Annotated in this window: 22 protein-coding genes; 11 read left to right on the forward strand and 11 right to left on the reverse strand. The window is 69.3% G+C overall.

The genetic code is table 11. From position 1 onward, the window contains the following. From ACSNOB_RS22685 to ACSNOB_RS22705, 5 genes are all read right to left on the reverse strand, one after another. Nucleotides 1-1,082, reverse strand: a 1,082-nt coding sequence (locus tag ACSNOB_RS22685; RefSeq protein ID WP_436688458.1) for a hypothetical protein, incomplete at its 3' end; no start/stop codon positions are given. Between the two features lie 64 nt (nucleotides 1,083-1,146). Next, on the reverse strand, nucleotides 1,147-1,797 hold the full coding sequence (locus tag ACSNOB_RS22690; RefSeq protein ID WP_436688459.1) for an N-acetyltransferase: 651 nt from the start codon (nucleotides 1,795-1,797) through the stop codon (nucleotides 1,147-1,149). An 18-nt stretch (nucleotides 1,798-1,815) separates the two neighbouring features. Beyond that, complete coding sequence (locus tag ACSNOB_RS22695) at nucleotides 1,816-2,490, reverse strand: GOLPH3/VPS74 family protein (RefSeq protein WP_436688460.1); 675 nt, start codon at nucleotides 2,488-2,490, stop codon at nucleotides 1,816-1,818. Nucleotides 2,491-2,503: 13 nt separating this feature from the next. Further along, nucleotides 2,504-3,517 carry an acetamidase/formamidase family protein gene (locus ACSNOB_RS22700; protein ID WP_436688461.1) on the reverse strand — a complete coding sequence of 338 codons (1,014 nt, stop codon included), beginning with the start codon at nucleotides 3,515-3,517 and terminating at the stop codon, nucleotides 2,504-2,506. After that, the gene (locus ACSNOB_RS22705; RefSeq protein ID WP_436688462.1) at nucleotides 3,514-4,923 is read right to left on the reverse strand and encodes an APC family permease; all 1,410 of its coding nucleotides are present in this window, start codon (nucleotides 4,921-4,923) and stop codon (nucleotides 3,514-3,516) included. The genes ACSNOB_RS22700 and ACSNOB_RS22705 overlap by 4 nt, the downstream gene beginning before the upstream one ends. Before the next feature lie 1,003 nt (nucleotides 4,924-5,926). Here ACSNOB_RS22705 and ACSNOB_RS22710 point away from each other — a divergent pair. Beyond that, nucleotides 5,927-7,114 carry a prolyl oligopeptidase family serine peptidase gene (locus ACSNOB_RS22710; RefSeq protein WP_436688487.1) on the forward strand — a complete coding sequence of 396 codons (1,188 nt, stop codon included), beginning with the start codon at nucleotides 5,927-5,929 and terminating at the stop codon, nucleotides 7,112-7,114. Here ACSNOB_RS22710 and ACSNOB_RS22715 read toward each other — a convergent pair. Beyond that, nucleotides 7,087-8,472: a helix-turn-helix domain-containing protein gene (locus ACSNOB_RS22715; protein WP_436688463.1), complete on the reverse strand. Its 1,386-nt coding sequence runs from the start codon at nucleotides 8,470-8,472 to the stop codon at nucleotides 7,087-7,089. The two genes, ACSNOB_RS22710 and ACSNOB_RS22715, sit on opposite strands and share 28 nt — an antisense overlap. A gap of 542 nt (nucleotides 8,473-9,014) precedes the next feature. Between ACSNOB_RS22715 and fxlM the strand changes: the two genes are divergently transcribed. The 8 genes from fxlM to ACSNOB_RS22755 all read left to right on the forward strand — a co-directional run bounded on the left by fxlM (nucleotide 9,015) and on the right by ACSNOB_RS22755 (nucleotide 16,938). Continuing rightward, complete coding sequence (fxlM, locus tag ACSNOB_RS22720) at nucleotides 9,015-10,256, forward strand: methyltransferase, FxLD system (protein WP_436688464.1); 1,242 nt, start codon at nucleotides 9,015-9,017, stop codon at nucleotides 10,254-10,256. A gap of 12 nt (nucleotides 10,257-10,268) precedes the next feature. After that, nucleotides 10,269-10,424 carry an FxLD family lanthipeptide gene (locus ACSNOB_RS22725; protein ID WP_393271017.1) on the forward strand — a complete coding sequence of 52 codons (156 nt, stop codon included), beginning with the start codon at nucleotides 10,269-10,271 and terminating at the stop codon, nucleotides 10,422-10,424. Nucleotides 10,425-10,492: 68 nt separating this feature from the next. Next, on the forward strand, nucleotides 10,493-13,240 hold the full coding sequence (locus ACSNOB_RS22730; protein ID WP_436688465.1) for a lantibiotic dehydratase: 2,748 nt from the start codon (nucleotides 10,493-10,495) through the stop codon (nucleotides 13,238-13,240). Next, entirely contained in the window at nucleotides 13,237-14,307 is a 1,071-nt protein-coding gene (locus tag ACSNOB_RS22735) for a lanthionine synthetase C family protein (RefSeq protein WP_436688466.1), read from the forward strand. Before ACSNOB_RS22730 ends, ACSNOB_RS22735 begins: the two co-directional genes overlap by 4 nt. A 13-nt stretch (nucleotides 14,308-14,320) precedes the next feature. Further along, nucleotides 14,321-15,103 (forward strand): thiopeptide-type bacteriocin biosynthesis protein, encoded by a 783-nt coding sequence (locus ACSNOB_RS22740; RefSeq protein ID WP_436688467.1) that lies wholly within the window; start codon nucleotides 14,321-14,323, stop codon nucleotides 15,101-15,103. Between the two features lie 240 nt (nucleotides 15,104-15,343). Next, nucleotides 15,344-15,706, forward strand: a complete 363-nt coding sequence (locus tag ACSNOB_RS22745; protein ID WP_436688468.1) for an ADP-ribosylation/crystallin J1 — start codon at nucleotides 15,344-15,346, stop codon at nucleotides 15,704-15,706. A gap of 6 nt (nucleotides 15,707-15,712) precedes the next feature. Further along, entirely contained in the window at nucleotides 15,713-16,201 is a 489-nt protein-coding gene (locus tag ACSNOB_RS22750; RefSeq protein ID WP_436688469.1) for a hypothetical protein, read from the forward strand. 56 nt (nucleotides 16,202-16,257) lie between these two features. Continuing rightward, nucleotides 16,258-16,938 carry a hypothetical protein gene (locus ACSNOB_RS22755; RefSeq protein WP_436688470.1) on the forward strand — a complete coding sequence of 227 codons (681 nt, stop codon included), beginning with the start codon at nucleotides 16,258-16,260 and terminating at the stop codon, nucleotides 16,936-16,938. A gap of 298 nt (nucleotides 16,939-17,236) precedes the next feature. Here the strand turns inward: ACSNOB_RS22755 and ACSNOB_RS22760 are convergent, their stop codons facing one another. The 3 genes from ACSNOB_RS22760 to ACSNOB_RS22770 form a co-directional block, all read right to left on the reverse strand. Beyond that, nucleotides 17,237-17,704 (reverse strand): DIP1984 family protein, encoded by a 468-nt coding sequence (locus ACSNOB_RS22760; protein WP_436688471.1) that lies wholly within the window; start codon nucleotides 17,702-17,704, stop codon nucleotides 17,237-17,239. A 648-nt stretch (nucleotides 17,705-18,352) separates the two neighbouring features. Further along, nucleotides 18,353-19,105 (reverse strand): HEAT repeat domain-containing protein, encoded by a 753-nt coding sequence (locus ACSNOB_RS22765; RefSeq protein ID WP_436688472.1) that lies wholly within the window; start codon nucleotides 19,103-19,105, stop codon nucleotides 18,353-18,355. 302 nt (nucleotides 19,106-19,407) lie between these two features. Continuing rightward, nucleotides 19,408-20,385: an SDR family NAD(P)-dependent oxidoreductase gene (locus tag ACSNOB_RS22770; RefSeq protein WP_436688473.1), complete on the reverse strand. Its 978-nt coding sequence runs from the start codon at nucleotides 20,383-20,385 to the stop codon at nucleotides 19,408-19,410. Nucleotides 20,386-20,476: 91 nt separating this feature from the next. On the opposite strand from ACSNOB_RS22770, the gene ACSNOB_RS22775 reads away from it, so the two are divergent. Then, nucleotides 20,477-21,121, forward strand: a complete 645-nt coding sequence (locus ACSNOB_RS22775; protein ID WP_436688474.1) for a TetR/AcrR family transcriptional regulator — start codon at nucleotides 20,477-20,479, stop codon at nucleotides 21,119-21,121. 167 nt (nucleotides 21,122-21,288) lie between these two features. Here ACSNOB_RS22775 and ACSNOB_RS22780 read toward each other — a convergent pair whose 3' ends face one another. Further along, on the reverse strand, nucleotides 21,289-21,693 hold the full coding sequence (locus ACSNOB_RS22780; protein WP_393101950.1) for a RidA family protein: 405 nt from the start codon (nucleotides 21,691-21,693) through the stop codon (nucleotides 21,289-21,291). Nucleotides 21,694-21,797: 104 nt separating this feature from the next. Between ACSNOB_RS22780 and ACSNOB_RS22785 the strand changes: the two genes are divergently transcribed. Further along, nucleotides 21,798-22,475, forward strand: a complete 678-nt coding sequence (locus tag ACSNOB_RS22785; RefSeq protein WP_436688475.1) for a DUF1028 domain-containing protein — start codon at nucleotides 21,798-21,800, stop codon at nucleotides 22,473-22,475. A 71-nt stretch (nucleotides 22,476-22,546) separates the two neighbouring features. Here the strand turns inward: ACSNOB_RS22785 and ACSNOB_RS22790 are convergent, their stop codons facing one another. After that, complete coding sequence (locus ACSNOB_RS22790; RefSeq protein ID WP_436688476.1) at nucleotides 22,547-23,053, reverse strand: cupin domain-containing protein; 507 nt, start codon at nucleotides 23,051-23,053, stop codon at nucleotides 22,547-22,549. Between the last annotated feature and the right edge of the window lie 93 nt (nucleotides 23,054-23,146).

The raw sequence follows: 23,146 nt of genomic DNA on the forward strand, positions 1-23,146 counted from the left end.
TCTCTGCCGCGACAGCCGCGTCGTCGCAGGCGAGAGCGAGTAGGGCTTTGGCGTGGTCGCGGTCGGTGGTGGCGGCGGTGGGTGGTGATGGTGTCGGCGAGCAGGGCGCGGGCGGCGTGGCAGTGGCCGAGATCGTGCAGGACGAGGGCGGTGTTGGCGTGGGTGGCGAGGGTGCGGTGGGCATGCGGGCCTTCGGTGGCGGCGAGGTGCTCGGCGAGTTGCCGGTAGAGGTGGTGGGCGCGTTGGGGGTGTCCGGCCCGCCGATGGGCGAGGGCGAGGAGGTGAAGGGCATCGAGGGCGCGTGGCTGGGTTGGCCTGTGGAGGTGGCACATGCTGTGGTGGGCGTAGGTGGCCCAGCCGACGGCGTCGGTGGGCTGGTCGAGGCGCAGAAGCAGTTCGGCCAGGAGGGTGGCGGCGTCGGCGTGTAGCGGGTGAGTGGGCGCGGTGGCGGGGTCGACGCCGGCAAGTGTGTCGCGCAGGAGCCGCCGGGCACGTAGGGGGTCGGTGGCGGCGAGCATGCGGGCGGCGGCGAGACGCCGTCCGCGTTCGGCGTCGTGCTGGTCGGCTGCGCGCAGGGGTTCGGGCCGCCAGGTGAGGGTGAGGTCCCGGGTGGTGGCGCCGGCGGTGATGCGGGCGAGGACCCGGTCGGCGTGGATGGCGACCAGGTGTGGAGGCATCGGTACACCGTTCCGGGGTGTGAGACGTGGCGCGTGGTGCAAGATCGCCCGACCGACGGTGTCGGCGAGGGCGATAGCGGCGAGAGGTCGGGGGCGGCAACCGGCCGGGCACTGGTAGCCAGGCGCGGGGTCCGGCGGCTCGGCCGGGTTCATGTCCTGGTGGCAGAACCGGCAGTGCAGCAGCCCCGCCGGCAGGTATACCTCCCACGGGTCACCGGCCTCGGCGGGTGTGGCGGCGGGTGGCGTGGTGGCCTTGGTAACCCACTTCTGCACGAGGCGGGGGTCGAGGTTCAGTTGCCGGGCGACGGTGGTGATGGCGCCGTAGGCGCGGACGGCGCGGGCGTCGGCGACGCGCTGGACGACGGTGTCGATCAGGTCTGGCGGGTATCTGCGGGGGAAGGCCATGGGTGATGTCGGTGTCCGTGGGACGTGGTCGGCCCGTGCCGGAATTTGCTGCTGGGGCCGGCGGTTAGGCGTGGAGGTCGTGCCAGTGGGCGTCGGGGCGGGTGGCGTTGATGGGCATCGCAGGGTTGTCGCGGTGGGTGTTGCGGCGCATCGGGTGCAGGGTCGGGCCGTCGGGCAGGGTGACGGCGGGTCGGGGTGTGTAGCCGTAGCGGGCGAGCAGACGGTCGCCGTCGGTGAGGGTGGTGGTCCAGGACGGCAGGTTGACGCGGTTGAGGCGGTCACGGTGGTAGCGCAGCATCGCCCTGGCCAACCCGGCGTGCCGGGCATTGGGGTGCACGGCGAGCAACGCCAGGTGGTAGTGCGGCTCGGTGGGCTGCCTGTCGGCCAAGAGGGTGTCCAGCAACTCGAACCGGTCGGCGTGCGCCGCGGCGGCCTCGCGGAGTCGGGTGTGGTAGTTGGCCGGTGGTGGGATGGGCCGGTAGCGGTGGAAGCCGACGGTGGTGGCGGTGAGGTCATCGGTGAGGTGGATGTCGCCGAAGAACATCGCGTGCTCCACCCAGATCACGGCGACGTCGGCCAAGGCCTGGCGCCGTCGTGCCGGGTCGGGTATCAGCCAGGCGGCGAGCGGGGTGGGGTTCAGGGCGTCGGCGATCAGCCCGGCGACGGCCTCTCGGTCCGACCAGCGGGCAGCACGAACACGACTGCGCGAGGACATGGTTGTTGCTCCGATGGGTTAGCGGTAGGTGGCGGTGGCGAGGTCACCGACCGCGGCGTCGACGGTGGCGGTGATGTCGCGGACCGGGCGGTGGTGCTGGCCGGCGATGGTCTTTAGGTGCGCGGTCAGCGTGGTGGTGTCGTCGTCGAGGTAGAGGTGGGCGGTGAGGCCGAGGACGGCGACGAGGCCGGCGAGGGCGGCGGTGTGGTTGTCGGGTTGTTCTCGGCCGGCGGCGAGGTAGCGCAGTCGGGCGCGGGCGACGACTGCCCACTTGTTGTCGGTGGCGGGGTAGGTGTCGGTGCGGGCGAGGCCGCCGAGGCGGCGGCGGGTGGTGTGCCGGAGGATGCCTGCGGCGACCAGGCCGGCGCGGGTGCGCTCGTACAGGTCGTCGGCGAACCCGCGCAGCCACACCTTCAAGGTTGGCGCGGCGCGCCCGTGGCGGATGGAGGCGATGGCGGCGTCGGCGATGAGGTCACCGACCGGCTGATCGGTGTGCAGTCGAAGCCACCGGTCGCCTGCGGGGCGGTCGTCTTTGGGGTCGAGGGTGATCCGTCCGGCCAGGAACAGGTCGATCAGGACCGCGCCGGCGAGGCCGAGGGCGAGGGCTTGGCGGTGGATGTGTGGCTGGCCGGTGTCGTCGTTGTGGGCGAGAAGGAACAGCTCGTCGCGCAGCGGCAGTCGAGGCATGCTCATCTGCTGTCGCCCCTTACCGCAGCTCGGCCGCGGACTGGCGCAGCCGGGCATGCACTGCGCCGTAGGCGCTGGCGGGGGCGGGTAGTAGTGCCTTGTCGATGGCGGCGAGGATCGTGTAGTTCGGGTCGCACACGTTGCCGATCGGTGCCCAGCCCGCCTGGGACACCAGTTGGTAGGCGTCGAGGGTGCCCAGGCCGGTCAGGGCGCTGACCCAGCCGACCAGGTCGTGGTGGGCGATGCGGTAGGCGTCCTCCAGCGGCCGGGCACATCCGATCGACATGATCGACGTGTTGGTCTCCAGGCGCGGCCACACCGTCGGCGCACCCTTGATGACGTCGATGATCAGGGTTGTGGTGGTGGCGATCTCGACCCCGACGCCACAGGCCTCGCCCTCGCCCTGGCAGGCGTGGCCGTCGCCGAGGGCGAGCATCGCCCCGTGCACGTTCACCCCGAGATACAGGGTGCTCCCGGCTCTCAGATGGGGCGTGTCGAGGTTCCCGCCGTGGGTGTCCGGAACGATGGTGGAGAGTGCCTGCATGCCGCCGGGGGCGACGCCGATCGTGCCGATCATCGGATCCAACGGGAGGTCGACGGTGTGGTCGCTTTCGGTGGCCTCAAACCGCACCGTTCCGGCCGGGCGGTCGATCCCGTACATCCACACCCGCTCTTGCAGGGGTGGCTGCAGGGTGGCGGTGTGGGAGGTCGATGTGAGGGCCCCGAAGTGCGGGAACGTCGCCGACACACCCCAGTCCCGGGCCGGGACGATCGAGGCGAGGTGGATGGCGAGGGTGTCGCCGGGCTCGGCGTCCTCGACGAAGAACGGCCCCGACACCGGGTTGAGGTAGGGCATGCGGCACACCTGCGACGGCAGGTCCCCCGGCCCCCGCACCAGGCCGCCGAAGCAGTCCTCCGTGAACACCTCCAACACGTCCCCGGAGCGCACATGCGCGACCGGCATCCGACCGCCGAAGGTGTAGGCGAACTCGTCCCGCGCCGGCCGGTAGATGATCTTCTCCATACCAGTCACACCCTCTCCACGTCACGCAGGTGCTGCGGCGCGACCGGTGTCAGGCCGGACAGCACCGGCCGGCGGCCCGACAGGTACAGGCCGGCAAGGACGACCACGCCCAGGGCCAGCCACACCAGGCCGAGGCGCTGGGCGGCGATGTTGGCGTTGACCACCACGTAGGCGAGGATCACGAACCCGATCCCAGGCATCACCAGGTGCGCCCACCAGTTGCCGGTACGTCGGCGGATGAGGTGGTGCACGACCACGGAGACGTGCAGGACGAGGAAGGCGACCATCGCCCCGAAGTTGATCAGCGACGACAGCAGCGTGATCCCATCCGCCCGGGTCGCCATGTACAGGCCCAGGGTGAGAGACACCACGCCGGTGAGCAGGGTCGCGTTGATCGGCACGCTGCGACGGATTGACACCTTCGCCAAAAACGCCGGCAGCTGCCGGTCCCGGGCCATCGCATACAGCAGCCGTGAGGTGGCGACCTGGGCGACCATCGAGTTCGGCAGCCCCCACGCGATCGCCGTCGCCACCGCGCACACAGTCGCCAGCCAGCCCCCGCCAGCCACGGCGGCGGCGTCGTAGAAGGCGGTGCCATTCGGATCCCCCTCCGCCAGCAGACTGGCGGGTTCAGGGACGAGCATCGCGGCCAGCCACGTCTGCGCGATGAACAACAGTCCGGCCAGCACCAGGACAGCGGCCATGGCCCGGCCGATCTGCCGGGAGCCGCCCTTAGTCTCCTCGGCCAGCATGCTGATCCCGTCGAAGCCGAGAAAGGACAGCACCGCGATCGACACCGCCCCCGCCACCAGAGACCAGGTGAACGTGTCGGCGTTGTAGAAGGCGTCCCAGCTGAACCTGCCCTTCCCCGTCGCGAGGGCCCAGCCGGCGACGACCAGGAAGATCAACAGGACAATCAGCTCACCGACGAGCATCACCCGAGTAACGACCGCGGTCATCCGGATCCCGACCGAGTTGACGACCGTGTTGACCGCGACGAACCCGAGCAGCCACAACCACACCGGCACCGCCGGCACCGTCGCGTGCATCGCCACCGACGCCACCAGATACAACAGGCCCGGCACCAACACGTAGTCCAGGAGGATCACCCAGCCGGCCAGGAAACCGACCGGCGGGCTGATCCCCCGGCCGGCGTAGTTGTAGACGCTTCCCGACATCGGGAACGCCTTCACCATCTGCGCGTACGAGAACGCGGTGAACACCAGCGCCACCACACCGACCACGTACGCCAAGGCCACCATCCCGCCGGATCCGGCGTACACGCTGCCGAAAATCGCCATCGGCGCGATCGGCACCATGTACACCAGTCCGTACGCGACCAGGTCTCGAAACCGCAGCTTCCGGGCCAGTTCTTGGCGGTAGCCGTAGCGGGCCAGTTCCTCCTGTAGTTGCATCGGACCCTTCCATTGAGGTCGTTATCGGAGAGCGGAACATTTGCTGCTGCGCCGCCCGTGAATGGTCATACCGCTCCGAATGGTGGCTCGATTCGAATGGCTTGGTCGATACCGAAGATGCGGACAAGAGTGTTGTCCGCATCGACGTTGCCCCGCGAGAGCGAACGGGCCATCGGCAGTTTGCAAAGGACATCCAGCGGCAGGGACGAGGCGCTCGGGCGTAGAGTCGGCCACGCCTGAGCATTCGCGGCGGCCCGGAGGACCGAGACTTCCGCTGGCCTTGGCCGGTGCCCGGCGACCGGTCGACGAGCCCGCCGCCGTCCGGTCGCGCGTGGAAGTTGTTCGAGGAGGACCCGTGAGGCTGGCGGACAGGATTGCTGAAGTGTCGGTCGACGACGCCGTCCGCGCCTCGGTGAGCTACGACCAACTGCGTGCCGGTGATGGCGGCCTGTACTGGCTGGAGACTCGCCCCGACGCCGGCGGGGTTGCGACGCTGACACGTTGGCGGCCAGGCGAGGGCAAGCGTGATGTCAGTCCCGAGGGCTTCGGCATCAGCAGCGGCGTTCACGCATACGGAGGCGGATCGTTCGCTGTCGTCGAGGGAACGTTGTGGTGCGTCGGCGGAGATGGCCTCTACCGGAGCCGTCGTCACGGCGAGGAACTCGACTTGGTCAGCCATGGATCCTTCGGTGACCTGACGATCGGCGACGGCGAGTTGCTGGCTGTGCGGGAGTCGGAGCAGGGTGACGAACTCGTCGCGGTGTCCCTCACCGGTGCTCCGCAGATGCGGACTCTCGCCTCGTCCCCGGGGTTCCTTGGCGCGCCTCGGCCAGGTCCGGCGTCGTTGGCTTGGACCGCGTGGAGCGAGCGCGACATGCCCTGGGATGCGTGTGAGGTGTGGGTGGCCTCTTACTCGCCGCGTGGGGTGGTCGAGCACCCGGTGAGACTGGCCGGCGGTCCGGATGAATCGGCGGTGGAGCCGCAGTGGGGACCCGACGGGGCGCTGTACTTCGTGTCGGACCGTAGTGGCTGGTGGAACCTCTACCGATGGGACGGCCTCAAGGTGGAGGCGGTGGCACCGATCGCGGGTGAGTGCGCTGCGGAGCCATGGGAGCTGGGTTACGCGTCGTACGGCTTCCTCGACGACGACCGGATCGTCGTGGCGGTGCAGGAGGGGCCGCGACACCGTCTTGTCGTCATCGAGCCCGACGGCACTGTCCGCCCGGTCGACCTCCCGTACACGTCGATCAAGCCGTATCTGGCCGTTAGAGGGACGACGGTGGCGATGATCGGGTCGTCACCGACCGCAGCCCCGCAGGTCGCGCTCGTGGATCTAGCTGGCGCCCATCCGCAGGTCAAGGTGCTTGCCAGGCCGGAGCACGCCGAGCTCGACGGGGCGCGCGTATCGACGCCGACGCAGCTGCGCGTTCGAGTGGCGAACGATCGGGAGGTGCTTGCCCTGGTGTATCCGCCGACGGGCTCGGCGGCGGACTGGCAGGCACCAGTGATCGTTCGGGCGCATCCTGGGCCTACCGCCTCCTGCCTACTGCGCCTGGATTGGCAGGCGCAATTCTTCACCAGCCGCGGTTTCGCCGTCGTTGATGTCGACTACCTGGGTAGCACCGGATACGGCCGGGCCTTCCGGGAATCGCTGTACGGCCGATGGGGTCTGGACGACGTTGATGACTGCGCGGCGGTGGCGGTTCACCTGCTGTCGACGGGGCGGGCAGTGCCAGGGCAGGTGTTCATCCGTGGCGCCAGCGCCGGCGGATACACCGCGTTGCACGCGATGGCCCAGGACGGCCCGTTCGCCGCGGCCACCGCCGTGTCGGCAATCGTGGATCCTGACCGGTGGACGGAGACGGTGCCGCGGTTCCAGCGGGCGCACGCGATGCGGCTGCGAGGTGGTGGCGGCCGGGTCCGTGCCGCCGCTGTCCAGCGGCCGGTGCTGCTCATTCATGGCACCGCCGACGAGGTGGCCGTGGTCGAGGATGTACGCGAACTCGCCGACGAGTTGACATCTCTCGGTATGGCGCCCGAGGTGTTGCTCCTTCCTGGTGTCGGTCACTATGTGGCGACGTCCCGTCGAGCGGGCGCGGCGCTGGAGGCAGAGCTGGCTCACTACCGCTCGGTGATGGCAGATGCGGCCAACGATCACGGGGATTACACGGCCGCCAGCGGTAGTCGGTGACGCACGTACTCGCCGAACTCGCGGACCTCCGGTTCACACCGGTAGGGCTCGAGGTCAGCCTGTACCTCGACGATGCGCTGCAGACAGCGGTGTGAAGTCGTTCGTGCGGCGTGGTCAACTGCCTGGCATGCGGTGGCGCAGGCTTCGTCGATGCGGCCAGCAGCGGCCAGCGACGAGGCCAGGAGCGCGGTGTCGATGGCGAGCCGCCGGACGTGGGTGGGGCTCAGCGCGGTGAGGGCGTCGGCCAAGTGCCGCTGGGTTTGCTGCGGTCGACCCAGGTCGTGGAAGCAGTGGGCGATCTCGTCGGCGAGGTACGCCGCGTCGAAGTACCGGATCCACGCCGGCTCGTCCTCGGGCTTACTGCGGGCCAGTTCCCTCTCCGCGACGCCGAGGTGGGTCAGGCAGTCGCCTTCGCGTCCAAGACGGGCGTGCGTACGCGCCACCACCGCGTGCAGCGCGGCTGCCACAGCCGGCGTCGCCTGGGTCTCGCTTCCTCTCACCGCCGTCAGCGCCATGCGCCGTGCCGGCTCGGGGTGGCCGCAGTGCAGCGCGAGGTGGCCGATGTTAACGGCGAGTAGGTAGCTGCCGTACAGGCGGTCGCCGGCGGCTTCCGTCAGACGTAGAGCGCGAAGGTAGCGGCGCTGGGCAAGGCCATGGGCGCCGGTGTCGACCGCCTGGTACCCACAGAGCTCGAAGAATCCCGCCGCCAGCGTATAGAGGTGCCGACCGACAGCTTCGGAGGTGGGGGTGTTTGCCAGCAACCGGTTCAGTTCACCTTCGACGTACCGCTGCACCTGGGCGTGGACTCGTCCGGCGCCGTGGGTGTGGTCCAACTGCCGGAACATCGCCAGAGCGGTCTCCGCCGAGTGAAGGTCCTCTTCGTCAACCTGGTCGGGCGAGCCGGGCCGTCCGGCCACGGACAGCCGGGGTCCCGCCGGAGCGTTCAGCCAGTCCAGCGCGGCGCGGTCAAGAACGCCTGGCTGGAACGGAACACGGACGACCATGTCCGCCATCCCGGGCGTCTCCGCCGATTGGGCGGGCAGCACGGCGTCGGCGTTGCTAGAACCGCTCGGCGAAGTTGGCCGCACACCCTCGTTGGCGCGACTTCCCTCAAGAAGCGGTAGCAGGCGGGTCAAAGCCCCTCCGGTCGCCAGCGCCTTGTCACAGGCCTCGACGAATTCACGGGACGGGAAACGGTCCGCTGTCTCGACCCGACGCACCAGGTCGGCGCTGAATCGGATCATCGCGCCGAGTCGCGCCTGCGAGAGGTTGGCCCGCTCCCGCAGCCGACGCAGCTCGGCGCCGAAGAAGTGGCGCTCCGACAGGGACGGCTGAAGCATCCGCGGGGCCTGGCCCATAGCACCGCCTCCTCAGACTGTTTGCACCATCGCGGCGATGAGCAGCATGGATACCGCGCACATAGGGTCACTCAGTGTTCAGCGCGGCGCAACCAAGAACACCGAGATGCGTAGATGCGGGAGAAGCTCATCGGCGGCGCACATGCGGACAACCGCTTCGTCCGCATGCTCGGCATTCACTCCACCGACTCGACGGGTGAGTGTGGAGACGGGCGCTGGCTGCTCGTCAGACCCGCCCCTGACTTGGACTAGCGCGGGAGGTTGCAGTGGAGCAGGAGACCGTTCCGCCGCCGTGATCTTGATACACGCCGGCTACGCCCTCGGCCTCGCCGCCGGACGCACGATCATGCCCACGGGTATCCGTGCGTTCACCCCGGGGACCCATGCACGCCAGCAGGACGCAACCTTCGACCGGCACCACATCGACTTGAGACTTCCATGTGACTTGGCGAGTCCAGCGGCTTGACGCCCTGTTGAGCCCGAGAAGAGCGGAACGGCGGGCCATCCGATCGGGAGGCCCTGATGGAAATGGAGAGCCCCGAATGAGTGTCGACACGGCGAGCGGCGAGGACCTCCATGCCGCAATGGTCGATCAGCTCGTCGCTGATCACGCGGAGAAAGGGCTGATCATGCGGCCTGAGGTGGAGGCGGCGCTACGGTCCGTGCCACGCCACCTGTTCACACCGGATGCCGCGCTGACGGAGGCGTACCGGGCCGACCAGGCCGTGGTGACCAAGCGGATCGGCGACGAGGCGGTCAGCTCGGTGTCGGCGCCATGGCTCATCGCGGAGATGCTCGGTCAGGCAGCCGACGCCATCGACGGCGGATTACCCGGCCGACACGTCCTGGAGATCGGCTCCGGCGGATACAACGCCGCGCTGCTGCGCGAGCTGGTCGGCCCGTCGGGCTCGGTCACGACCGTGGACATCGATCGCGAGGTGACCGACCGCGCCACCGCCTGCCTTACGGCGGCGGGTTACGACGACGTGGCCGTGGTGTGCGCGGACGCCGAGCAGCCGATCGACCCAGGCCGCTTCTATGACTTGATCATCGTGACGGTAGGAGCATGGGACATTCCCCCGGCCTGGACCGCACAGCTCGCCGAGAACGGAACGCTGGTCGTACCACTGCGGACGTTCGGGATGACCCGCTCCTGGGCGATGCGCCGGACAGGGAACCGACTGGTCAGCCACAGCCAGCGGTTGTGCGGGTTCGTGTCGATGCAGGGCGCCGGGGCGCATGAGGTGCGGTACGTCGACGTCGCTGACGGGGTCCACCTGCGGCTGGACGAGGACCAGCAGGTCAACGGGCACGCCGTCGGTGGGCTGTTGGCGCAGCCACCGGCGCAGGCATGGGCCGGGGTGAGCCTGCCCCCTCGCACCGTCCTGGCTGACCTCGACCTGTGGCTGGCGACCCGTATCACCGATTCGGGGCAGCAGTTCGTTGTTCTCACGGCTCAGCAGGAGGCCGTCGATGCGGGCGTCGTCGCCCCGGCGTGGCGCTTTGGCACACCCGCCGCCCTCGACGACGGCGCGTTCTGCTACCGCTCGACGCTGCGCTGGAACGACGACGACATGTTCGACCTGGGCGCCTGCGCGCATGGGCCCGATGCCGTAGCGGCGGCCGGTCGGCTGGTCGGACACATGCGCGCGTGGCTGGACGCGGGCAGCCCTTCGCCGGTGCTGCACGTCCTGCCCGCTGGTACTCCCGACGGCGACCTGCCGGCCGGGACGGTGCTGGACAAGCGGCACAGCCGCTTCGTCCTCACCTTCACCCCCGCATAGAAGGGAACGCACGTGAACGAAACCGATGCCCCGGAGTTCGCCCTGGACGTCAGCCTGGTCGACGCCGGCCCCACCGCAGGCGGCTACGCCACCGCCACCGACGACGGTTGCGGTTCCGGCAACACCGGCTCCAACGCCTGCACCACCAGGTGCGACGGCGGCAACTGACCCATCCGTTCCTCACATGATCGGGCCCGGCGTCGAGCGCGCCGGGCCCGTCGATTCGGTGGTGCATCATGGTTCCCGCAGCTGGTGCGGCGCTGATAAGGATCGCCGCCTACCCGAAGGGCCTCGTGCTGCCTGCCTGGCCCGACCTGGCCCACGGTCATCCCGATCAGTGGCGCGAGTGGCTGGGCAAGACGTGGACGCTGCCCGGGTTCGCGGCTGCCGTCGTCTGCGCGGCGCCGCAGCTGGCCGACCAGATCCAACGCGCTCTAAACGGTGAGCCGGTGCCTCAGAAGCGGCTGCGGCGCCTGGTGCAGTCAGCGGTCCGATACCTGCTGCGCTGGACCACCCGTGCGACCCCGTTCGGCACGTTCGCCGGCGTAGCCCCGGTCCAGTTCGGCGCTCGCGCGGCGGTCCGCCTGGGCGAGGCACATCACGCGGTCTCCCGACCCGACGGCCAGTACATCGCCGAGACCACCGCGCGGGCCGAACAGGACCTCGCCACCCTGCGCACGGTCGCCGTGGTGACGAACTCGTTGGGATACTGGCGCGGCGACAGGTGGGTGCTGCCCTGCGCCCACGCCAGCGCCGATCGCCGGTGGGACGTCGAGATCCGCCTGACCGGCCCGATCCGAGCTGCCATCCAGGCGGCGCGGTCTCCGGTCAGGTTCGTCGACCTCGCCGCGACAATCGCCGGGCCCGCCAGCATCGCTGACGCCGAGCGGCTGCTGGCCGAACTGGTCCACAACAGGGTGCTGCTGTCGGCCCTACGCCCACCCATGACCGCCACCGACCCGGCCGAACATATCGCCCACCACTACGCCATTCCGGAGCCGGATAGCCGGGTCGCCGTTGATCTGCGCGCCGACACCGCGGTGACCCTGCCCCCGCCGGTACTGCGTGAGGCGGAACGGGCCGCGTCGACGCTCGTGGCGATAGCGCCGCCTCAACCGGCCGGATGGACCGAGTACCACACCGCGTTCATCGAGCGGTGGGGCCCAGGAGCGGCTGTTCCCATCCGTGAGGTGCTGAACGTGCTGGGGTTCCCGGCTGGCTACCGGGGATCTGCTCGCCGTGCCCCAGCGCTGTTCACCGCCCGAGACCGGCTGCTCGGACAGCTCGCGCAGCAGGCCGCACTCGACGGCTGCGCCGAAGTGGTGCTCGACGACCCGCTGATCGACCGGCTACGCGGGGATGACGACCGACCGCCGATCCCGCACACCGAACTGCGGTTCACCCTCGCCGCCGACACCCCGCACGATCTGGACGGCGGCGCGTTCACCCTGACGGTACTCAGCGGGTCCCGCCACGCCGGGGTCGCCGCCGCCCGGTTCCTGCATCTGCTCACCCCCGCCGAACTCGCCGGATTCCAGCAGGTCTACCGGCACCTGCCGACCGCCCTGCCCGGCGCGGCCACGGTGCAGCTGTCCGGACCCCCGCTGGACGCCCGGCTCACCGCAGTGGCCCGGACGCCCGAGCTGCTGCCCGTCCTTCCCGTCGGCGATTTCCACCCGGCACCGCCGTACACGGTCGAGGATCTGGCGGTGACCGGCGACGGACGCCGGTTGTGGCTGGTATCGCTGACCACCGGTCAGCCCGTGGAACCGCTGTTGTTCAACAGCGTGCTGCTGCCCACGCTGCAGCAGCCGCTGGTGCGGTTCCTGGCCGAGATCTGGACCGCATGGACGGCGCCGTGCAGCCGGTTCGACTGGGGACACGCCAGCGGCCTGCCGTTCCTACCCCGCTTACGGCGCGGACGCACCGTCGTGCACCCCGCCCGCTGGATCATCGACCCCACCACGCTTCCCGCTCAGGGCACCGCATGGCCGCAGTGGCGTGACGCCTGGCAGCGACACCGCCACCAGCGGCACCTCCCGCAGCAGGTCCTGGTCGGCGACGACGACATCCGCCTACGTCTCGACCTCGACGAGGACGCCCACCTGGCGGTGCTACGCGATCACCTCGACCGGCATCCCCGCACCGTGATCACCGAGGTTCCAGGGCCAGCGGGCTGGATCGACGACCGCCCCGCCGAACTTCTGCTCACCCTCACCCATCCCGCGCCGGCCGCCCGAACAGCCCGACCAGCCCAAACTGCCACCACTGTTCAGCACTGGTCTGGGCGGTCACGGTGGCTGGAGGCACACCTACACGGTCGGCTCGACGACATCCTGGCCGACCTGGCCGGCCGCCCCGCCGACCACCTACCAGGCGGCTGGTGGTTCCTGCGGTATCCCTACCCCGAGCCGCACCTGCGGCTACGCATCCCGCTTCCGGACACCGGCCGGTTCGCCCGCATCGCCCGCCATCTCGCCGGCTGGGTACAGCACCTGCACGATGGCGCCGTCGTACACGACTACAGCCTGCACCCGTACCGCCCCGAAACCCGCCACGGCGCCGCAGCGACCCTCGCCGCCGCCGAGCGGGTGTTCGCCGCCGACTCCCGCGCCGTCGTGCACAGGCTCACCGGCGACCGCCAGGCCGCCACCGCCGCCGGGATGATCGCCATCGCTGACGGCTTCACCGGCGACGGGCCGCGCTGGCTCGCCACCCACGTCGCCCACCGGTCCGGGCCCCGCCTCGACCCCGCCCAGCTCGAACATGCCCGGCGCCGGGTGCAAGACGAGCGACTCGCGGCAGCGCTGGACGCCTACCGGTCGTTGGTCGTCGATGACGGACTCGACCCCGACGAGGTGCTGGGCGACCTGCTGCACCTGCATCACGCCCGCATGATCGGCGTCGACCTCGCCTCCGAACGACACTGTTTGCGGCTGGCCCGAACCATCGCCCGCACCACCCTCGCCGGGCGTAAGCCGTGACCGCGGGACAGTCCCTCGCCGACGGCGCGGCGGGCATCGCCCTGCTGCACCTGGAAACCGGCAACCGGCCTGCGGCGTACAAGGCACTACGCCACGCCACCGCCGGTGGCGTGAGCATCGCCGAGGGGGCCAGCCTCTTCTACGGCGCTCCCGCGCTCGCCTTCGTCCTCGCCACCACCGACCACCCGGGGCTCGCCCAGGCCCGAGCGGCCACCGCCGACGGCACCGCCACGGTAACCCGCCGACGGCTCGACGCCGCCCACCGCCGCATCGACCGACACCAGCAGACGCACTACGCCGAGTACGACCTCATCCGCGGGCTGACCGGGCTCGGTGTCGTTCTGCGCCGGCTCGGCGATCACGACCTGCTCCGCCAGGTCCTGGACTACCTCGTCCGGCTCACCGAACCGCGAGGCGAACTCCCCGGATGGTGGTGCTGGAACGGGCCCGAACGCCACCAGCCACCGCCCGTCGGCGGTCACGCGAACTTCGGCATGGCCCACGGCATCACCGGCCCGCTGGCACTGCTCGCCCTCACCCTCCGCGACGGCATCACCGTCGCCGGACACACCACGGCGATCACCCGCATCAGCCGATGGATGGACACCTGGCAACAGCACACCGACGGCACGACCTGGTGGCCGCAAACCATCACCCTCACCGACCTACGCCGCGGAACACCGGCCCAACAAACCCCGCTGCGGCCGTCCTGGTGCTACGGCACCCCCGGCATCGCCCGCGCGCAGCAACTCGCCGCACAAGCCCTGCACGACACCACCCGCCAGAACGTCGCCGAGACCGCATTCACCACCTGCGTCACCGACCCTGAACAGATTCGGCGGCTCACCGACCGAGGGCTGTGCCACGGCACCGCCGGACTGGTGGCCACCGCCCGCCGCATCGCTTCCGACGCCCTCACCTCAATACCCCTGGCTGCCGTAGAAGATCTCCACCGGCAACCCGCCCCCACCACCAACGAGCCCGAGGGGCTTCTCGACGGCAAGGCAGGAGCCCACCTCGTCACCGCCGCCGCCACCACATGGGACGCCTGTCTCCTCCTCACCTGACGAAAGAGCCGCCGTGGACCGCACCCCCTGGCACCAGGTCAACATCACCTACCCCGGCCAGACCGCCCGGGAGCGCGAACAACACGCGGTCGTCCACCTCAGCCGAGTGCTTCCCACCGCCGAAACCGCCGGCCTCATCACCTCTTGGTGGTTCATCCGCAAAGGCGCCTGGCGCATCCGCTACCTACCCACAAACAGCCCAGACGGCGGAGGCCGGGCCCGCCGGCTACTCACCGAAGGAATCACCTGGACCAGCGACATCTACGAACCCGAAACCCACGCGTTCGGCGGCCACGACGCCATGACCACCGCGCACACGCTGTTCCGCCACGACAGCCGCCACCTCCTCACCTACCTCCACCAGCTCCCCAGCACCCGGCGCGAACATTCCCTGATCTTGTGCACCGCCCTGATGCGCGCAGCAGGGCTGGACCTCAACGAGCAAGGCGACGTCTGGGCACAAGTCGTCAATCAGCGCGCAGCACACCTCAACCAGGCACCCGCAACCGATGCGCGCACGTGGGAGAGGTTCACCGGAGACGTTCGGCGCATCCTGATCGGCGCGCCTCGCACCACCGGCGACTGGTACACCGCATTCGAGAAGGCCGGCACGGCCCTACATCGCCAACGGGAAAGGGGCGGCCTCACCCGTGGCCTCCGGGCAGTAATCGCATTGCACGTGATCTTTCACTGGAACAGGCTCGGACTACCCGCCACCACCCAGGCCACCCTCGCCCAAGCGGCCCAGGAAGCCATCTTCGGCCTGCCCGATCCGCACCTGCCAGATCCCGGGTAGACGCATCAGGAACGAGTGGAGGAAGGCGCCATGCCCGAGGAAGGAAGGTGAGAAGGAAGTTACCGAGCTTCATGACCGCTGCTGTGGAGTCTGACGCCGCAGTGCGTTAATCCGGATCTTGACGATCCGGCAGGGGATCCGTCTCGGGCCCGACCAGCAGGCTGCCAGACCCGCGCGGTCCGGCACCAGCACGTTTCGCGACTGCCGATACCGTTTCTCGATCGGAGAAGGAGAGCTGTGGTGACGGAGACGATGACGCTATGGCGGCCGACCGGTCCGCAGGAGCTTGAGCTCGTCCGCGCGTCCGGTTGGAAGGCCTGGCCGGCGCGGCTTCCCGACCAGCCGATCTTCTATCCCGTCCTCAACGAGCAGTACGCGATCATGATCGCCCGGGACTGGAACGTTCCCGCCTCCGGCGTCGGCTACGTCACCCGGTTCCACGTCGACCAGGAGTTCGCCGCCCGATACCCTGTCCGGCAGGTCGGTGGCCGCGACATCCTTGAGCTGTGGGTGCCGGCCGAGGAGCTCGACGAGTTCAACCGGCACATCGTCGGGCTCATCGAGGTGGTCCACGCGTTCCGGCCGGTCGAGCAGACCGGGTGATCGGCGGTGGATGCCACCGAGCGGCTCGTACGGATCCGGCAGCTTCTGGCCGGGCTGCCGGGCCCGTACGGCAACGGCCAGCTGTGGACCTTGATCCGATCCATCGACACCAGCGACCCCTTCCTCGCGTTCGCGTTCCTGACCGGCGCCGCCGTTGTGGATGCTGGCGGTCCAACCGGAGCCCCGCCGCAGGCCCCGCAGGACGCGGCGCAGCTGTCCGCGCGGATGAGCGAGGCAAGCCAGGACATCGCCTACGCCCTACTGATCGGAATGACCTCACGCACACTCGCCTACGGGGCGCGGGACCGATACTCGCAGGAGCGCGCTGGTGATGTGTTCCGGGCGCTGGTGAAGCTGCTGGGCCATGGAACCCGTTGGTGGACAAACACCAACCTGGTCTCATGGGAACCGGCCACCCGACACGTCATGGACGCGTTCGTGATCGGCAAGGGCGGCGGCGTCATGGTCGCGGTGCTGGCTACTGACGAAGACTGATTCACGACGACTCCCTGCTTGCCGGACGACGTCTCTATCACCCGTAGGCTCGCCCGGTGACCGCGTACGACATCGCCGCCCGGCTGCCCGCTATCGACGAGTTACGGAAACGTTGCAAGGCGCTGGCCGTTCTGGAACGCATCATCGACGGCGGGGCGCCCTACTACGGCTACACCTCTCGCTGGGGCCGGAATGAAGCGGCGTTCATGAGCAACGGCAGCGGCGACGAGTGGGCCATCGTCTTCACGAGCCACGGCACGTTCATCCGGGTCTTCGATCATGAATCGGCGATGTCGCCCTACCGCGACGCCGACCACGAGTTGTGGCCGGGCCTGCTTGACGGCCTTCCAGAAGCGTTTCACCCGCAGGTGGCCGAACCTGCCTTTTGCGACGATACGGGGCAGTTTATCGCCACCGCCGTGCTGTGGCGATTGAAGGAAGACAACCGCTGGCGCGCTGGAAACGGCATCGACTTCCCACCGTTGCTCGGGCCGTACGACGACGTCGGGCCGGACGGCTCCGGCATGCTTGACATCCTGCTCGACGACATCGTGGACCGGTTCGTCGAGTTCTGCGGCGACTACTACGAGATCGAGGTGGACCGGATGGCGGTCGCGCACATCGTCGAGTACCGGCCCCTAACCGACGCAGTGGTCCGCGCCCTGAACCCTCAACTCACTGTCGCCATGGCGCAGGAGGACCTCGCCGCGATCGGTTACCCGGTAGCCGCGCCGTAGTGGATGCCTGGGTGCGTCCTCCGTCGCCCAATCGCGCGTCCCGACGGCGGCCGGAATCGGCCGGACCTTGTTGTATGAGGTTGCGGAAGTCCCCTGTCCCACCCTCGCCGTCGTGGATCTGCACCCGGTGGTGTGCCGTGCCCTGTGCGCCGTCACCTGTGTGCTGTGCTGGGCGTGCGATGTGTGCCGGGGAATCGAACCCCCACGCCTGCCCGCGGCGCGCCAGGAGTGAGCCGGATTACCCGCCGGCTCGCGGGTTCGTGCACACCTCCACGTCGACTACCTGCTCCGCAACTCCTCAGTCCAGCAGCTCGACCTCCCAGTTCGTCCGCTGAATCAACGTGTCCACCTCGCGAAGCTGCCGGGCAAGGTCATCCGCCTGCCTGCGCAGCTCGGCCACCGGCAGCGCCGGAATCATCTTCAACTCCGACCGCAGCTGCCGATATCCACGCTGACCTTCACCCGCTGCGGCGTCCGCGGCGGACGTGACCACGCTGTGCCGCAGACGGAGCACGTCGCGACGCGCGAGCGCGTCCGTGAGCGTGCCCACCCCCTCCACGGCCGTGGCGGCGTTGGTGCGATTGATCCGCCGGATCAGCGACTCCAGCTCACCGAGTGCGTCGCCCGCCTCGGCGAGGAGAGCCGAGGCGTCCTCAGCCGGCGCCTCACCCTCCTGATAGCGGGCGCTGGCCGTGATGCGGGCACGGAGTTGTTCGGCGCGCCGCGCCGCATCCGCGCGCAGCGCCAAGGCCTCAGCAAGCTTCATGGGCACCAGCATGGCCGGCGAAGATCAGTACGCGCTCCTATTTTCTTCCCGATCCGGTCCGCCTCCTGAAGGCCGCGACAGGTAGGCGGACATTCAGCCGAGAAGCCGGGCGGAATCGCGGCGTCCACCGATGAGGTCGTGGGCGCTCCCCGGGTGCTCGGACGTCCCCAACCCAGGACGGATTCACCGAGTGAACCCCGGACATGACCCCATGGCCGGCACATTTCCGCCGCACCACGTTCTGCAACCGGGACCTGGACCAGCGCGGACACGGCGGGACACCGCTGCTAATGCTCGGACGGCCAACCAATGCCACGATGGTAGAGAGTTTTCGTGACATTTTGTCACACCCTGGCCACTTTTAATCCATAGGTTCAGGGTTCGAGTCCCTGGCGGCCCACTCAAACCACTTCTGAGCTGCGGAAACGTCAGACGAAGATCATCGGGCACAACCAGGGCACACCTCAGCTCCGATCTTGGTCGACGCGAGGTTTCCCGCCGTGTGCTGTCCGCGTTCCGCAGGAGGCCACCGACCAGGCGCAGATCCGGGGCTTGAGTTTGGTCGAGACACAGGCGCGCCTCCGGCGCGGCCTCACTCCCGCAGTTCGTCCGAGACGATCCACGGCGGCTGCTTACCCCTCCTCACGTTCAGACAGCACGACCCTCACGTCCTGAGGACACGCCCAACATCATTTCGTCAGGAGTTGTAAGTGGCGGAAGCAGCTCCGAGACTTGAGACAGCTCCGAGACTTGAGACGCTGCGTGTCGGACGTGTACTTCATCGTCTTTCAGGAGACGCCGAATGATCGCTCCCGCCTCCGGTCTCCGAACGCCGGCCAGCGCCCAGGCGGCCTGAACTCGCACCCTACTGTCCGGGTCGTCGGCACAGGTCAGCAACAAATTCTCTGCCTCGGCGTCGGACCACGATCTCAAGGCCTCCACCGCGCGGCACCTGACCTCGACATCAACATCCTGGGCTGCGGCCATAACTGCTTCCCGAGCTCGGGGATGGCCCGCTCCGAAAACCGACCCGAGCGCACTTGTCGCCTCGGATCGAACCGACGCATCCACGTCCGACCCGGCCTTGACGATCAGCTCGACGTATGCGTCTTGCTGACTCCAGTCGAGAACGCTCAGGCCCCACACCCCCACACGGCGCAGACCGGCATCCTCGGCGGCAAGGCATGACATGACCTGCGCCAACGCCTCCGCGTGTGAGTCGCGGAACAATTTCAGGACGTCACATTGCAGCGTGTCGCCGTCGTCGTTGCGGTCCCCGACAAGCGCCCGCAACAGCGCAGGCAACGCGGCGGTTTCGCATGCCCCCGCCAGCACACGCGCGATCTGATCTCGAGCAACAGAGTCGTCGGCGGCAACATAGTGATGTAGCAGTTCCTCCAAACTGGGCTGAAGGAACCCGGCCGCTGGCCTGGCGAGTTGTTCAACAAGGCCTGCGGTACGTCGCCGACGATCGGGGCCCTGATCGCTGTCCAGCCGTAGGACCAACTCGTGAAGCGCTTGCCTCAAGCCCGCCCGGTCCCGATCATCCGCATGTCGCGTCACGGCGGGAACCCTAACTTCGGGCCTCCGACGGTCAAAGTCCAGCGTCACCAGACGATCACGTTCCACCCAGGACTCGGACCCGAGCCACGGCCCATCGTCGCTGGCCAGGCACCAATGAGAATTCGCTTCGTCAGGAGCTCTCAGCGTTTGTCGAGCTCTGCGTTGACCATCGCTTCGAACTTGTCGCGGCCCTGGATGCCCAGAGCGCTGCCGAGTGCGGTCGCCAGCCGGTCGAACGGATCCTCGAGTGGCAGTGCTGTCAGTTCTGCCGCCAGCTCGGGAACCGTCCAGAGCGCTTTGTCCTTGTTGACCTGCGCGCCGCGCGACCAGCCGTGGTTGACCGCGATCGAGCCGCCACGCACCGACAGCACTTGTCCGGTCAGTGAGCACGCCTCGCTGACCAGGTAGGCGACGAGGGGAGCCACCCAACGAGGGTCCTTGGGGTCCGGTTCCCCGTCCGGCGGCGTCTGATCCATGCCTGGCACGGGGTTCGTCAGCCGAGTGCGCACCATCGACGGGCTGACACAGTTCACCCGAACTCCCAACCGCCGCAGTTCCAGCGCGTGCACCGTGGTCATGGCCGCGACCGCGGCGTTCGCCGCCGCGTAGTTCGTCTGGGTGGGCAAGGGATTGAGCAGCCCGGAGCCCGACGCGGTGTTGACGATGGCGCGGTCCATGCGGACTCCTTCGTCTCGCCGGTCACGCCAGTACGCCGTGGCCCAGCGGCTCACCGCGAAGGTCCCTTTCAGCTTGACCGCCACCACGTCGTCGAACTCCGCTTCGGTCAGCCGCTCAAGCCCTTTGTTGATCTCGATCGTGGCGTTGTTGACCACCGCGTGCAGGTCGCCGAACTCCGCGACGGCCAGCTCGACCATGCGCTGGGCGGCCGTCCAATCGGTGACGCTGCCGGTGTCGGCGACCGCGCGCCCGCCCTGTGCGCGAATCTCGTCGACCACAGCGGCGGCGACGCTGGCATCGCCGCCGCGCCCGTCGATCTCCACGCCGGGGTCGTTCACGACCACATTCGCGCCGCTGGCGGCCAGATACAACGCTTCCGCCCGGCCGATGCCCCGCCCGGCACCGGTCACCAGCACCGTCCGTCCAGTCAACTCGCCCATTCGGCACCTCGCTCCGCTTCATCCAACTCGATGCACTCAGTGTACTCATACACCGGGTGAACTGATATACGCGGTGTACTACGCTCGTCCCGTGCCAGAGGACCTTGGACGCCGTGAACGCAAGAAGCAGCTCACCCGGCAGGCGCTGGTGAACGCGGCGGTCCGCCTGTTCACCGCGAAGGGTTACGACCAGACCAGCGTGGCTGACATCGCCGAGGCCGCCGACGTCAGCAAGCGCACGTTCTTCCTGCACTTCGCCACCAAGGAGGACGTCCTGCTGGCTGACGGCAGCAGGAGGATCGACCTGGCCGTACAGGCCATCGCGGCACGGAAGCCCGGCGCGTCGATCCAGGAGGTACTGGCCGAAGCGACGCGAAGCATGATCGCCGACACCGCCGCAGGTGACCTACCGAGCGGGCTGGCGGCGCTGCGTGCGCAGCTGGTGGTCACCACACCCACTGTTCAGGCTCGCGTGCTGCACACCATCTTCACCGCTCAGACCCGTATCGCCGAGGCGCTGCACCGGGCCTACCCGCAAGCACTCGACGAGGTCACCGCGGCAGCCGTCGTCGGCGCGCTGATGGGAGCCATCAGCGCGGCCGCCGTGACCAGCCTCCAGCACGCCGAGCCACCGGAACGCACCCGCGCCGCGATGCAGCACGCGGCCGAGATCGCACTGCACTGCCTGGAAGCGCCACACCTGTCCGACTCCACCCCAAAGGTTTCCGCGCGGTAGAGCACCCCGGTGCCGCTCGCCCTCTGCCCGGGCGCGCAGCTCGTCGCCGCCGCCGAGGACCTGGGCCACGTCCCCGCCGGCCACCTGCACCGCCCACTTTTCCGCAGGTCAACAGCCCTGATCTTCATGCCGGATCCGGTCGCCCGGCATGGTCCCCGTCGTGAGGTTCAGCGGTCGGCGATTGCTGCGACCGCCTCGATCTCGATCAGCAGATCCGGTCGGAACAGACCTGCTACCTGGACAAGGGAGCTGGTCGGTGGCCGCTGGGTGTTGATGAACTCGTCCCGTACCGCCCGTACGACCGCCAGCGCAGAGGTATCCGTCAGGTAGAAGGTGAGCTTGAAGACGTCGTCCCAGGTCGCGCCCGCGGCGGACAGGGCGGCACCGACATTGCGCATGGCCTGGCGGGTTTGGGCCTCCCAGTCGTCACTGGGCGCTGCGGTGCCGTCTGCGGCGATGGGCACCTGACCCGACGTCCAGACCAGCCGGCAACCCGGACCAATGGTGGCTGCATGGCTGTACCCGTTGGGCTGCGGGAGCGTCGGCGGCGTGGTGAACTCGATGTCGGCCATGGCGACCACTTTAGGACCGGGCTCAGGCAGGCACCCGACCTGGCCACCGGCACGTGGGGTACGTCCGTCGGCATGCCGGTCACTCGTCCGGGTACCCGCTGGCCGTGACCTTCTCGATCGCCGCGCGGTGTCCGCGTACCGGCCAGCTCGGGGTGGGCGCCCTGACGGCCCGGCCTGCGGTGGGCAAGCTCGTCGCACACGTCCACGCCGGCGGTGGCGCGGTGGCGACCCAGGCCACTCCCAATCCGTTCCTGGCCTACGACGGCCTGCCGCTGCTCGGCGAGGGACGCTCGCCGCAGGACGTCCTGACCGAGTTGCTGGCCCGCGATCCGGGTCGGGAGGTGCGGCAGGTCGGCATGGTCGACCGCCAGGGGCGCTCGCACGCCTTCACCGGCTCCCGTACGGCGGCCTGGGCGGGGCACCGCACCGGGCCGGGTTACGCGGCGCAGGGCAACCGCCTGGTGGGCCCGGAGACGCTCGCGGAGATCGTCCGGGTGTTCGAGGAAAGCCGGGAACTCGACCTGGCGGAGCGGCTCGTGCGGGTCATCGAGGCCGGTGAGGAGGCCGGCGGTGACCGGCACGGCGCCCGGTCGGCGACCGTGACGGTGATCGGCGACCAGCCGTACCCGCTCTGGGACGTGCGGGTCGACGACGCCGAGCATCCGGCGGGGGAGCTGCGGCGGCTGCACGGCGTCTTCCAGGAGGAGGTGCTGCCAACCGTCCAGCGCCTGCCCACCCGCCAGGACCCCATGGGCGAGGGGGCCCGGCAGGCGCTCGGGTAGCCCGCGCGGAGCCGGGCGGGCCGGCACCCGGCGGACGGGGGCGGGCCGGGCGGCAAGCCGCCCGGCCCGTGCTAGATCTTCACCTCGTACTGGTCGTGGCGGGCGTACAGCTCGGTCCACTCGTCCTCGGTGAGCTGCCGGCCGGTGGCGACGATGTCGGCGAGCTCTTCGAAGTACGCCTCGCGCGGCGCGCCGGGCGTGAACAGCACCAGCATCGAGGCGGCTGCCCCGGAGTTGTTGCGGAAGGCGTGGATGCCGCCCGGTGGCACGTACAGGAAGTCGCCCGCGGCGGCGTCGCGCCAGGTGTCGCCGTCGTAGAGCGACACGGTGCCGTCCAGGATGAAGAACGATTCGGAGAAGGTCCGGTGGAAGTGCCCGCCGGGCGTGCTGTTGCCCGGTGGGATCGCCGCCATGTCCCACCGGTAGAGGCCGAACTGGCCGTCGGTGGTGGCTCCGGTGGCCAGGTGACCGACCCGGGACCTGACGCCGATCGTGAGGTCGGGCGGCGTGTCGGCGCGCCGGAAGGTCGCGCTGACCGCTCCCGCGTCGCTGGCGTACCGCGGCGGTGGATAGGACATCCTCGGGTCACCTCAGCAAAGGACGGTCTCGGTACGGGTCCGACGTTAGTGACCGCACCGGCGCGACGGGTAGATCCAATTCGGGGCTCGCCC

Origin of the sequence: Micromonospora sp. URMC 106, from assembly GCF_051386395.1 — a bacterium.
Classification (GTDB): Bacteria; Actinomycetota; Actinomycetes; order Mycobacteriales; family Micromonosporaceae; genus Micromonospora.